Genomic DNA, 13,135 nt, shown 5'->3' with positions numbered 1-13,135 from the left:
GAAGTCAGGACTTTGTTGCGGGACGGGCGCTGGCCCACTGCACGGCCAGCACGCTGGCCAGCACCAGCAGCAAGCCCAGCATCGACCAGCCCGTCATGGCCTGGCCCAGCAAGGCCCAGCCCAGCACGACGGCCATCAGGGGGCTGAGCAAGCCCAGCGAGGACACGGCCACGGGGGACAGGCGGGCGATGCCGCGGAACCACAAGGCATACGCCAGCAGGGCGCCGGCCAGGCACAGGTAGGCGTAGGCCAGCACTTGCTGCCAGGACAGTGCCGGCAAGGGCGCGTCGGCCAGCCAGGCAACGGGCGCCAGCATCAGGCCGCCGAGCAGCAATTGCCAGCCCGTCAGCGCCAGCACGGGCAAGTCCGGCTTCCAGCGCCGCGTCAGGTAAGTGCCGGCCGCCATGCAGGCCGTGCCGCCCAGCGCGGCGGCGATGCCGATGGGCTCCCACACCGTGCGTGGCGACAACAGCAAGACGCCCATGCCGGCCACGCCCAGCACGCTGGCGCCCAGGGCCAGGCGGGCGGGGCGGCGTCCTTCCACGCCCCAGGCGAGACCCATCACCAGCAGCGGCTGGATGGCCCCCACCACGGCCGCCAGGCCGCCCGGCAAGCGGTAGGCGGCCACGAACAGCAGCGCCTGGAACACGCCGATATTCAGCGCGGACAGGATCAGCACGCGGCCCCAGTCGCGCCGTGCGGGCAGGCGCCGCATCAGCAGCAGCAACAGCAGACCGGCCGGCAGCACGCGGATCAGGGCCGCCGTGAAGGGACGGTGCGGCGGCAGCAGTTCGGACGTGACGATATACGTGGAACCCCAGATCAGGGGCGCCAGCGCCGTGAGCAGAATATCGCCCCAGGCGGGACGGGCAAAGGAAGAGGTCATGAAACTATCTCGACATTAAGATAAAAGACCAGTGTGGGCGCGAACTATCTTGATGTCAAGATAAATACCTGCCTCCCCTGCCTGGCCGGCGGCGTAAAAAAACCCGGCATGGCCGGGCTTCTGGAATGCTGCAAGGCGGCAAGCTACGCCGCCGGCTTAGCCTCTTAATCGCGCATGCGGCGCAGCGTCGTCACCCGCATGCCGCCCATGCTGATCTGCGCCGTGCTGCCATCGTCGCTGACGATAATGTCCATGGCCGTTTCGCCCGCGCCTTCCGGTGCGATCGTCACGGTATTGCCGTTGGTGGTGAAGGTGGCCCTGGTCGAGGTCCCGTTATTGATCACGCTGTCGCGTGTAAATTCCAGGACATTGCCCATCGCTGCCTGCCATTTCCCCACGGCCGGGTGGCCGCCAAAGCTGAACACGCCTTTCAGCTTGTCCAGCATGCCCGCGCCCTGCGCCGCCCGCGCTTTGCCCATCACACCGGTCATGGCCGCCTGGCTCATCTGCGCTTGGTCGATGACTTGCCACTGCTTGTCGACCAGCGCCAGCGGCAGCCGCACTTCCAGGTCGCCGTCCGGCAAGCGCTGCAGGATCAATGCGCGGTCCGGCGACTTGGCGAACCACGCCGCCTCATCGGTCAACGCCAGGGTGGCCTTGGCCATCGCCACTTGCTGTTCGCCCAGGTCGCGCACCTGATCGTAGCCGCTGACCTTGGCCACTTTCACGCCCTTGGCCACGCACAGCTTGTCGCCGCGCAAGGCCGCCTTGCCCGGCGCGGCCAGCGCATAGACAAATTGCGATTGCGCAACCCAGCCGCCGCTGCTTTGCTCGACGGGTGCGCTGTACAGCCCGCTACGCACGAGGATATCCAGCCATTGCCGAGTAGAACTGTCGTACGACGCCACGCGGATCTCTTCCTTCTGATACGGCAAGTTGGCAAGGCACAGCAACTTGTCGCGCGCCGCCTCGTCGGCCGCCAGGTGGGCATCGATGGCGCGGCTGAAACTGCTGGACGAGGCTGCCTCTGGCGCCAGCAACCACGCCAGTGCGCCACCGGCCACGACGACCACCGCCAGCACGCCGCCGGCAAGGAGGAGGTGGCGCCGCTGCACACCGGTCGGCTTGACGGGCGCGACGGGCGACGGCGACGGCGCAGGTGCGGGCGACGGCGCGGCGTTCACGGCCTTGCCGCATTCATCGCAAAAACGCGCGCCGGGAACATGGGCGGTGCCGCATTGGGTGCAGAAGTGAGCCATGGCGTGCCTTTACTTGAGTTTATGCGCGCATTCGCCGCAAAACACATCATCGGATGCGACCGGTGCCTTGCAGCTTGGGCACTGCAGGCTGTCAACCGGCGCGGCGGCCGGTGCAGCGGCAGCGGCTGGCGCGGCGGGGGCGCTCGCCTGCTCGGCCAGGGCACGCGCGCGCTCGCGCGCTTCCTCGGCTTTTTTCTTGACCGTGGCCAGGCCGTCGTTCAGGCTCGCTTCCGAGGCGCTGAAGTCGACATTGCGCGTGGCGTCCAGGTAAATGATGCACACGCCCTTGGTAAAGATCAGGCCAGGCACTACGGCCGCGGCCGCCATCAGCAAGCCGCCGCCCAGGCCGGCTGCGACGATGTAGCCGGAACCGGAGCCGCCACGACCCAGGCCCGCAGCCAGCGCATACATATTCATCTCGCCCAGGCTGAGGATGCCAGCCGACATGCCCGTGGTGAGCGACACGCCGGTACCGAGCACGCCAAAGATCAGCAGGGCCACAAACGCGGTGATCAGGAACAGCAGCACTTCCAGCAAGATCACGGACACCAGCTTGGTGCGCACGATCTGGTTCAGGCGGGCAATGATCTGGAACACGCTGGCGCCCGACCAGGCGGCAGGGCCGGCCAGCGGCAGCATCACGTAGAACAGCGCAAACACCAGCACGCCCAGCACGATGGCCGACAGCGGGAAAACGACCGCGTACAGCACGGGGCCGAGCACGGGGATCTTGCAGACGAACAAGATGATGGCGATGGCGATCATGGCCGCCAGCACGATCAGAAATTCAAGGAAGACGACCGCGATCAGGCGGTGGCTCGTGTACAGCGAAACGAGCACGGCATCCACCAGGCTCATGCCCGGCTGGCCTTGCGCATCGCGCATCAGCAGGATGCCCACGGCATTGGAACCGTAGAACATCACGAGGAAGGCCATCAAGGCGCCCAGGAAGGCCAGCAACGCACTGCTCATGCCGCCGGCAAGCATCGTCAGCACGCCACCGACGAGCACGGCACCGATGAAGGTCAGGGCCAGCAAGGCAATCGCGCGGAAGTTCCTGATGGCGTCGGTCGCTTCGATCAGCGAGCCCACGGCGGAAGAAAAGGGAAGAGGTTTAGCTGCTTCTGTGGAAATGGTCATGTCTAGCCTGAAAGGGGGAAATCGGAAGGGGACGGCCTGCCTGGCCGCCCCGTGGTAGCACGGTGTTAGTAGGCCAGCGCCAGTTGCAGCTCGGATGCCGGCGCCTGGCGCTGGACGATCTGCAGCTTGACGTCCTGGCCACCGACGCGCTTGCTATTCAGATACAGGGCCGTGCGCACCGGGTAAATGCCCTGCGGCACGCCTTCCGGCATGGGAATCGAGAAGCCGCCCTTGTAGGCGCCGCTGCCGTTATTGCTGCTGACCACCTTGCGCACGGTTTTGATCAAGTCGCCATTTGGCTTGTACAGGCTCAATTCCTCTTCCACCAGCGGGTTCGGATCGCGCGTGCCGGCCGCCACTTCGATATACGAATTGGTCTGCGCCTTCTGGCCCGGACGCACGGAGGACGGCGTAAAGCCCGTCTCGTATTTCACCAGGGTCGACTGCTCGGGCAGCTTGCCCTTGTTGGCCACCTTGTAGTCGGTCTGCACCTGCTGCGCCGTCTTGACTTGCTGGCTTTGATAATTCAAGGCCACGCAGGCGAGCGCGCCCAGGCTGGCGCCCAGGGCCGCGCCGCGCACGGTGTTGTTGCCGCCGCCCAGCAAGCCGCCCACGACGGCGCCGATGCCGGCCAGCATGGCCGTATTGCATTCGCCGCTGGCCGCGTCCGTGCCGGCGGTAGTGGTATTGCCGGTGGCGCCAGGGCCGCCCGGCGCGGCGCAACCGGCCAGCATCGAGGACACGACCAGCATCGCCACCAGGGGCTTGGCCATTTGTTTCAGGTTTTTCACGTTATTCTCCGGAAAGATCAAAATAGGGGGAAGGCAAGCAGCGCGGCTTACTCGATCTGGATTTGCGACAGCGCCTTGTCCTGCGCTTCTTTCGCCTTGCGCTTGATGTCGAGCGCGTAGCGGTTGCCCGTGTCCATGCGCAACACGGCATTCGCGTTGGCAATGGCACAGTCGTATTTGCGCTGGCTCATGCAGTGGCTCGCTTCCGACAGGCTGTCCGTGATCACGCTTTCGAGACCGGAAGGCTTGCTGACAGGCGCGGCCGGCGGCGTCACCTTGACGGGCTTGGCGGGCTTTTCCGCGACAGGTGCCGGCGCTGGCGCTGGCGCTGGCGCTGGCGCTGGCGCTGGCGCTGGCGCTGGCGCTGGCGCTGGCGCCGGAGCAGGAACTGGAGCGGGGGCTGCCGCTGGCTCAGGCTCAGGCTCGGCTGCAGGTGTCGCGGCATGGTCTGCCGTTGCGGCGCCATCGAACGCTGGGTCGCTGATGGCCAGCGGCTGCTCGGCGGCAGCCGTCGTTTCTTCGGCGGGAAGCGTCGGCGTGGGGATTGGCGCGGGTTCGGCAGGCTTGGCTGACAGGTAATAGTATCCGCCTGCCGCACCCACTACCACCACCGCCGCGACGGCTGCGACGATCAGCTTGATGCGGCTGCCACCGGCCGGGCTGCTGTCGGATGCCGCTGCGGGCACGCTGGCGGGTGCGGGAGCAGGTTCCGCTGCGGGGCCAGGATCGGCACGGCGCTTTTCCAGCACTGGCGCTGGCGGCGCGACAGGCTCTGGCACGGGTGCCGGGGAAGGCTCAGGTTCTGGCACGGGTATGGATGCAATGACGGGCTCAGTGACGGGCTCGACAAGCGGCTCGATCACGGGGGCGATCGCAGCCTCGATGACTGGCTCGATGACCTCTTCTGGCAGCGGCGGCGGCTCCGCTGCGGCAACGGGCGCCACGGCAAAGCTGAATGCGCACTTGGGGCAGAACTTGGCATCCGGCTTGCAATCATGGCCGCACTGGCCGCAGGATTTGCCCGGCGCGGGGGCGGCAGGAGCAACGGCAAACGTCGTGCCGCAGGAAGAGCAGAATTTTGCGCCTGGCTTATTCTCGGCCTGGCAGGAAAGGCATTTCAATTGGCATCTCTTTTCATCTAAACGCTGGAAGGCGCGTACGCTGGCGCTTGCCAGAATGGCAGCATTGTTGCCGTACGGCTAAATATTCAACGAGTATATTTTCAAACACCAAGTTGCCACAAGGGAAAATTGCCTTTTGCTCTATTCATTTTTTAAATATTGGTAAAAATTCTGCTGCCCCCACATTTTTGCGCCCCATCCTGGTGCGCAGATAACAAAAAACCCGGCAACGCTGTCTGCGTTGCCGGGTTTTCAGGCGATGCCCGGGGTGCCGAGGACGGCTTACTTGCGTCCGCCCCGTGCCGGCGCGGCATGGCCGCCCTTGGCTGGCGGCTTGCTGCCACGGCCCATCGGCACGGCGGCCGGCTTGGCCTTCGTCTTGATGGTCGACAAGATCGATGGACGCACCTTCGACTCGACGGCGGTCGCCTTCGGCGCCGCGGCCGTACCGCCCAGGGCGATACGGTTCTTGCCCGGCGTGACCTTGAACTTGTCCGGCGTGCCGGCGCCATGCGTCTGGCGGCTGCGTTCGCCGGCGGCCAGGCCGCCCGACTCGGACGAGGTCCAGGCAGGAATCAAATGCTTGTCGCCATTGCCGATCAAGTCGCCACGGCCCATGTTGACCAGCGCTTCGCGCAGGATCGGCCAGTTGGCCGGGTCCTGGTAACGCAGGAACGCTTTATGGGTGCGGCGGATCTTGCCGCTGCGCGCCGTTTCCACCACTTCCGAGTCTGCCGTCACCTTGCGCAAAGGATTCTTGCGCGTGTGATACATGGTCGTCGCCATGGCCATCGGCGTGGGCATGAAGGTTTGCACCTGGTCCAGCTTGAAATTGTTTTTCTTCAGCCACAGGGCCAGGTTCAGCATGTCCACGTCCGTCGTGCCCGGATGGGCGGCGATGAAGTAGGGAATCAAATACTGCTTCTTGCCTGCTTCCAAAGAGAAACGGTCGAACATTTCCTTGAACTCGTCATACGCGCCGATGCCGGGCTTCATCATCTTCGACAAGGTGCCCTCTTCCGTATGCTCGGGCGCGATTTTCAACAGGCCACCCACGTGGTGCGTGACCAGTTCCTTCACGTACTCGGGCGAACGCACGGCCAGGTCGTAGCGCAGGCCCGAGCTGATCAAGACTTTCTTGATGCCGGGAATGGCGCGCGCCTTGCGGTACAGAGAAATGAGCTTGCTGTGGTCCGTGCCCAGGTTCACGCAGATGGACGGGTACACGCAGGACAGGCGGCGGCACGAGACTTCGATCTCTTTCTCTTTGCACGCCAGGCGGTACATATTCGCCGTCGGACCACCCATATCGGAAATGGTGCCCGTAAAGCCTTTGGTTTTATCGCGGATATGCTCGATTTCGCGCAGGATCGACGGTTCCGAACGGCTCTGGATGATGCGGCCTTCATGTTCCGTGATCGAGCAGAAAGTACAGCCGCCGAAGCAGCCGCGCATGATGTTGACGGAAAAGCGGATCATTTCCCAAGCCGGGATATGCGCCTTGCCATAGCTCGGATGCGGGGCGCGCGCATAATTCATGTCGTACACGCCATCCATCTCGTCCATGGCCAGCGGCAGCGGCGGCGGGTTGAGCCACACGTCGCGTTCGCCGTGCGCCTGCACCATGGCGCGCGCATTGCCGGGATTCGATTCCAGATGGAACACGCGCGAAGCGTGCGCATACATGACGGGGTCATCCTTGACGACGTCGTAGGCGGGCAGGCGCACCACCGTCTTGTCGTGCTTTTCCTTGGCCATGGCCAGGCGCTCTTCGCGGCTCATGATGCGGATCGGCTTGATGACTTCGGCCGATTTCGACGCATTCTCGGTCGCGCAGGCGGTCTTGTCTTCCTGCACCATCTCGTATGGGCTGTAGTGCGGGTCGATCTTGCCCGGCACGTCGACGCGGGTGGAATTGTGCACGCCCCAGTCGTCGCCAGGCAGCCAGCCGGACGGCACCATGAAGGCCGTGCCGCGCAAGTCGCGGATATCCTTGATCGATTCACCGGCAGCCAGGCGGTGGGTCAGGTCGACCAGCGCCCGCTCGGCATTGCCGAAGATCAACAAATCAGCCTTGGAATCGGGCAAGACGGAACGGCGGACCTTGTCCGACCAGTAATCGTAATGGGCGATGCGGCGCAGCGACGCTTCGATGCTGCCGATGACGATGGGCACGTCGGGATACGCTTCGCGCGCGCGCTGGGCGTACACCGTGACGGCGCGGTCCGGACGCTTGTTCGGTTCCGCGTTCGCCGTGTAGGCGTCGTCGGAGCGGATCTTGCGGTCGGCCGTGTACTGGTTGACCATGGAATCCATGTTGCCGGCGGTAATGCCGTAGTACAGGCGCGGCTTGCCGAGGATGCGGAACGCGTCGGCCGACAGCCAGTCCGGCTGGCTGATGATGCCGACGCGGTAACCCTGCGCTTCGAGCAGGCGGCCGACCAGGGCCATGCCGAAACTCGGATGGTCGATGTAGGCGTCGCCCGTGACGAGGATGACGTCGCACTGGTCCCAGCCCAGCGCGTCCATCTCGGCACGCGACATCGGCAGGAAAGGCGCCACGGCAGCGCGGGCAGACCGCTTGGGAACGGTCGCAAATAAATTGGTAGGGGAGCTCATAGGGTACGGATTGTACCGGAATTGGCCATTTCCAACCTGACGGCCTGCTTTTTACTGTTGGATTTCAGTACAAAAAACGTTTAATTTTCAATTACTTGGGAGAAAGAGGCCCTTGGGGTCAGACCCGGCGGGTCTGACCCCAGATGTTGCTTTAGGGTTAAATTAAATACCCATATTGGCTAGAATCTCACCAAGTTCTCGCAGCGCCGGCTCCAGTTTCGGATGCTTGACGGCAAACTTGGCCGACAATTCCTGGCTGCGCTCGGCCAGTCCATAGGTGGTCGACTCTTCTTCCTGTTCCTGCGCGGCGCGCTTTTCCATCAGCAACTTGATGTCGACATCGAGTTTTTGCAGCAAACCATGCAGTTCTTCATCGACGGGGCCGCTGGTTTCCAGCGTCGAATGCAGTTGTTGCAGCGATTCCTTGAGTTTGCTATCCATGTTTTTTCCTGTCAGTCAGTAAATTGCGTGTCCAGGAACAACTGTTCCACCTTGCTCCTGGCCCACGGGGTCTTGCGCAAAAACTTCAGGCTCGACTTGATGCTGGGATCGCTGATGAAGCAATTGATATCGATGTGCTTGGCCAGGCCGTCCCAACCGTAGTGGGCGTGCAGGCGCGTCACGATACCTTCCAGGGTAATGCCATTCAAATCTTGCTGACTCATATACTCTTTCGACTGCCTTCTTGTTTACATCTTACTCAATTCTACGCCGCCGGCACGGAAAGCTTGCGTGCGCCAGGTCAACGCAACGCAAGCTTCTGATGGGGACGTCTTACTTGGCGTTCAAGCCACGGCGTTCCAGCAATGGTTCCACGGTGGCATCGCGGCCGCGGAAGTCGCGGAACAGCTGCAGCGCATCGACGCTGCCGCCGCGCGACAGCAATTTGCTGCGGAACCAGTCGCCATTCTTGCGCGTCAGACCGCCGTTTTCCTTGAACCAGTTGACCGATTCCGCGTCCAGCTTTTCCGACCACAGGTAGGCGTAATACGCCGCCGAGTAGCCGCCGGAGAAGCTGTGCGAGAAGTAGCTGGTGCGGTAGCGCGGCGGCACAGGCGCGTAATCGACGCCCGCATCCTTCAGCGAGGCCGCTTCAAAGGCCAGCACGTCGGTCGGGACCTGGCTAGGCGCCAGCTGGTGCCAGCGCTGGTCCAGCAGGGCCGCCGACAGGTATTCCGTCGTCATGAAACCCTGGTTGAATTTCTTCGCCGCCGTCACCTTGTCGAGCAATTCCTGCGGCATGGCCGCGCCGCTCTGGTAGTGCTTGGCATAGTTTTGCAGCACTTCCGGCCAGACGGCCCACATTTCATTGACTTGCGATGGATACTCGACGAAGTCGCTCGGCACGCTGGTGCCGGCAAAGCGCGGGTATTTCACGTTCGAAAACATGCCGTGCAGCGCATGGCCGAATTCGTGGAACATGGTCGTCACTTCATCGAACGTCAACAAGGTCGGCTGGCCGGCGGGCGGCTTTGGAATGTTCAGCTGGTTGGCCACGACGGGATGCGTGCCCATCAGCATCGACTGCGACACGTATTCATTCATCCACGCGCCGCCATGCTTGTTGCCGCGCGCATAGAAGTCGGCGATGAACAGGGCCAGCGGCTTGCCGTTGGCGTCGAGCACGTCGTAGACGCGCACGTCCGGGTTGTACACCGGCAAGTCCTTGCGTTCTTTGAAGCTGATGCCATACAACTTGTTCGCGGCAAAGAAGACGCCGTTGTTCAGCACGCTGTTCAATTCCAGGTACGGTTTCAACTCGTTTTCATCGAAATTGAAACGCTGCTTGCGCAGCTTGTCCGTGTAGATGGCCCAGTCGGCTGCTGCCACCTGGAAACCGCCCTTCTCGGCATCGACGATTTGCTGCAGGTCGGCCGCTTCGCGGCGCGCATTGGCAACGGCCGGTTTCGCCAGTTCCGACAGCAGGGTGTTGACGGCCGTGGTCGTCTTGGCCGTCTGGTCTTCCAGCGAGTACGCGGCGTAATTGGCGTAGCCGAGCAAGGTGGCCCGTTCGGCACGCAGCTTGGCCAGCTTCAGCACGATGGCGCGATTGTCGAACTCGCCACCCTGGCTGCCGCGGTTCAGCGACGCATCCATCAGGCGCTGGCGCGTCTTGCGATCCGTCAATACCGCCAGCGGCGGCTGGCCGCTGGTGTTCACGAGGGCGATGACGAACTTGCCCGTCAAGCCGCGCTCCTTGGCTGCCGTGGCGGCCGTATCGATATCGCTGTCCGTCATGCCAGCCAGCTCAAGACGCGTGTCGACGACGATGCTCTTGGCATTCGTTTCCTTCAGCACGTTTTGCGCGAAAGCCGTTTCCAGGCCCGCCTGTTCGGCGTTATAGGCTTTCAGTTTTTCCTTGTCCGCATCGGACAGCTTGGCGCCGGCACGCACGAAATCCGTGTGATAGCGTTCCAAGAGGCGCAGGGATTCGGCATCCAGGCCCAGCTTGTCGCGCTTGGCGTACAGGGTGTCGATGCGGTTAAACAGTTTCGGATTCAGGGTGATGGCGTCGCCATGCGCGGCCAGCTTCGGCGACACATCCACTTCCACCGCTTCGAGCACGCTGTTCGTGTTGGTCGAGGTCATGTTGCTGAAGATGCTTTGCACGCGGTGCAGCAACTGCCCCGTGCGCTCCAGGGCCACGATGGTGTTCTCGAACGTGGGCGCCTGGCGGTTGCTGGCGATCGCGTTGACTTCGGCCAGCTGGCGTTTCATGCCTTCGGCAAACGCCGGCGCGTAGTGTTCATCCTTGATCAGGCCGAACTGCGGCATCTGGAATGGCAGCGGGCTCGCTTTGAGCAGAGGGTTCTGGGCGCTGACGGCGGCGGCAGGCGCGGTTTTTGCAGTGGCGGCAGCCATGGCGGATGGGGCGGCGTGGGCCAGCATGACGCTGGCGGCGATGACGAGCAGTTGTGGACGGATCATGACATCTTTCAGGAAGCGCGGGAAGAACCGCGATCGCGTCGCGGGCCAGTGGCAGATCATAGCAGTCTGTCACACAGGCGTCATCCAACATGGGCGATCCTGTGGTGCATCACGCCAACTGCGCGGTTTACCACGGTTTACGAGTAGAATCGCCAAATAAAAATGGCCGCCCGTTGCAGGGCGGCCATCGATATTCAGCACCGGCCAGGCCGGTGACGGGGGATTACTTGGCGTTCAAGCCACGGCGTTCCAGCAGCGGCTCGATCTTCGCATCGCGGCCGCGGAAGTTGCGGTAGATGTCGAGCGCATCGGCGCTGCCGCCGCGCGACAGCAGTTTATTGCGGAACCAGTCGCCGTTCTTGCGCGTCAAGCCGCCGTTTTCCTTGAACCACTCGACCGTGTCGGCGTCCAGCTTTTCCGACCACAGGTAGGCGTAGTAGCCGGCCGAATAACCGCCCGCAAATGCGTGCGAGAAGTAGGTGGTGCGATAGCGCGGCGGCGCCGGGGCGAAATCGACGCCCGCGTCGCTCAAGGCGGTTTTTTCAAACGCCAGCACGTCGGTAGGGATCTGTGCCGGGGTCAGCTGGTGCCAGCGCTGGTCCAGCAGGGCCGACGCCAGGTATTCCGTGGTTTTATAGCCCTGGTTGAAATTGTCGGCCGCCGTCACCTTCGCCAGCAGCTCGGCCGGGATGGCCGCGCCCGTCTGATAGTGCTTGGCGTAGTTTTGCAGCACTTCCGGCCACAGCGCCCACATTTCATTGACTTGCGACGGGTATTCGACGAAGTCGCGCGGCACGCTGGTGCCGGCAAAGCGCGGGTATTTCACGTTCGAGAACATGCCGTGCAGCGCATGGCCGAATTCGTGGAACATGGTGTTGACTTCGTCAAACGTCATCAGGGTCGGCTGGCCCGCTTCCGGCTTCGGAATGTTGAGGTTATTCGCAATCACCGGCTTGCGGTTCAGCAAGGTCGACTGGCCCACGTAGGCATTCGCCCAGGCGCCGCCGCGTTTGTTGCTGCGCGCGTAAGGGTCCAAGGTAAAGATGGCCAGCTGCGTGCCGTCTTCATTGAAGACGTCGTACACCAGCATGTCGGTGTTGTAGACGGGCAAGTCGGTGCGCTGCTTGAAGGTCAAGCCGTACAATTTACCTGCGGCAAAGAACACGCCCTTGGTCAGCACGCTGTGCATTTCAAAGTACGGTTTGAGTTGATTTTCATCAAAGTTGTAGCGTTCGGCGCGCACTTTGTCGCTATAGAAGGCCCAGTCGGCGGCGCCTACCTTGAAGCCGCCTTTGCCCGCATCGATGACCTTCTGGATATCGTCCGCTTCACGGCGCGCATTGACGACGGCCGGCTTCGCCAACTCGCCCAGCAGGGCGTTCACGGCGGTCGTGTCGTGCGCCGTCTGGTCTTCCAGCGAGTAGGCCGCGTAGTTCGGGTAGCCCATCAGCGCGGCACGTTCGGCGCGCAGTTTCGCCAGTTCCAGCACTTCCTGGGTGTTGTCGAACTCGCCGCCACGGCTGCCGCGCGCTTGCGAAGCGGCCATGATGCGTTCGCGCACGGCGCGATTGGTCAGCAGCGACAGCGGCGCCTGGCCCGTCGTGTTGACGAGGGCGATCACGTATTTACCGTCCAGGCCGCGCTTCTTGGCCAGGCCGGCGGCCACTTCGATGGCGGCCGGCGACAGGCCGTCCAGCTCTTCGCGCGTATCGACGACGACGGCCGACGCGTTCAATTCCTTCAGCACGTTCTGTGCGAACTTGGTCGACAGGGCAGCCAGCTGGCCGTTGTAGGCGCGCAGCTTTTCCTTGTCCGCCGCCGACAGCTTGGCGCCCGCGCGCACGAAGTCCGTGTGATAGCGTTCCAGCAAGCGTTTCGATTCCGCATCCAGGCCCAGCTTGCCGCGCTTGGCGTACAGGGTGTCGATGCGCTTGAACAATTTGTCGTTGAGCATGATCGCGTCGCTGTGGGCCGCCATTTTCGGCGCCAGTTCGCGTTCCAGGCCCTGGATCGTGTCATTCGTGTTCGAACCGGACATCACGGAAAACACGGTGCGCACGCGGCTCAGCAACTGGCCCGAGCGTTCCATGGCCACGATGGTGTTGTCGAAGGTGGCTGCTTTCGGGTTATTTGCGATGGCATTGATTTCCGCCAGGTTAGCGGCCATGCCTGCCGTAAAGGCGGGCGCGTAGTCAGCGTCCTGCACCTTGTCGAACGGCGGATAGTTGAAAGGCAGGCTGCTGGCCTGCGCAAACGGGTTCGAAACGGGCAGCGCCGCGGCCGCGGTAGCGGCGGTGCTTGGCGCGGTGGTGGCGGTAGCGGCAAAAGCGGCTGGCGCCAGCATCAGGCTGGCGGCGATGACGAGCATTGTTGGACGGGTCATGTCTACTT

General features: G+C 63.2%; 10 protein-coding genes and 1 pseudogene. All 11 read right to left on the bottom strand.

The window, feature by feature from the left end:
- Window positions 1-4: 4 nt before the first annotated feature.
- A complete protein-coding gene (locus O3298_RS28295) occupies window positions 5-886 on the bottom strand; it encodes an EamA family transporter (protein ID WP_289900535.1) in 882 nt (293 codons plus the stop codon).
- 164 nt (window positions 887-1,050) lie between these two features.
- Window positions 1,051-2,145, bottom strand: a complete 1,095-nt coding sequence (locus O3298_RS28290) for a zinc ribbon domain-containing protein (protein ID WP_305061110.1) — start codon at window positions 2,143-2,145, stop codon at window positions 1,051-1,053.
- Window positions 2,146-2,154: 9 nt separating this feature from the next.
- Window positions 2,155-3,285, bottom strand: a complete 1,131-nt coding sequence (locus tag O3298_RS28285) for a zinc ribbon domain-containing protein (RefSeq protein WP_143451411.1) — start codon at window positions 3,283-3,285, stop codon at window positions 2,155-2,157.
- 65 nt (window positions 3,286-3,350) lie between these two features.
- Window positions 3,351-4,076, bottom strand: coding sequence for a hypothetical protein (locus tag O3298_RS28280; RefSeq protein WP_289914043.1), 726 nt, complete (start codon window positions 4,074-4,076; stop codon window positions 3,351-3,353).
- 47 nt (window positions 4,077-4,123) lie between these two features.
- Complete coding sequence (locus O3298_RS28275) at window positions 4,124-4,855, bottom strand: hypothetical protein (RefSeq protein WP_305061109.1); 732 nt, start codon at window positions 4,853-4,855, stop codon at window positions 4,124-4,126.
- Between the two features lie 240 nt (window positions 4,856-5,095).
- Window positions 5,096-5,197 (bottom strand): annotated as a pseudogene (locus O3298_RS29200) (zinc-ribbon domain-containing protein); the annotation flags it as partial.
- 282 nt (window positions 5,198-5,479) lie between these two features.
- On the bottom strand, window positions 5,480-7,741 hold the full coding sequence (locus O3298_RS28265; protein ID WP_305061165.1) for a YgiQ family radical SAM protein: 2,262 nt from the start codon (window positions 7,739-7,741) through the stop codon (window positions 5,480-5,482).
- Between the two features lie 237 nt (window positions 7,742-7,978).
- A complete protein-coding gene (locus O3298_RS28260; RefSeq protein ID WP_034753883.1) occupies window positions 7,979-8,257 on the bottom strand; it encodes a DUF4404 family protein in 279 nt (92 codons plus the stop codon).
- An 11-nt stretch (window positions 8,258-8,268) separates the two neighbouring features.
- Window positions 8,269-8,481 (bottom strand): VF530 family DNA-binding protein, encoded by a 213-nt coding sequence (locus O3298_RS28255; RefSeq protein ID WP_070219603.1) that lies wholly within the window; start codon window positions 8,479-8,481, stop codon window positions 8,269-8,271.
- 109 nt (window positions 8,482-8,590) lie between these two features.
- Window positions 8,591-10,744 carry a M3 family metallopeptidase gene (locus O3298_RS28250; RefSeq protein WP_289914046.1) on the bottom strand — a complete coding sequence of 718 codons (2,154 nt, stop codon included), beginning with the start codon at window positions 10,742-10,744 and terminating at the stop codon, window positions 8,591-8,593.
- 223 nt (window positions 10,745-10,967) lie between these two features.
- Complete coding sequence (locus tag O3298_RS28245) at window positions 10,968-13,112, bottom strand: M3 family metallopeptidase (RefSeq protein WP_369811646.1); 2,145 nt, start codon at window positions 13,110-13,112, stop codon at window positions 10,968-10,970.
- Between the last annotated feature and the right edge of the window lie 23 nt (window positions 13,113-13,135).

This window comes from Janthinobacterium sp. SUN137 (assembly GCF_030587265.1).
Lineage (GTDB): Bacteria > Pseudomonadota > Gammaproteobacteria > Burkholderiales > Burkholderiaceae_D > Janthinobacterium > Janthinobacterium kumbetense.
Note: the sequence above shows the minus strand (reverse complement) of the source record. Positions and strands in the feature narration are given on the sequence as shown.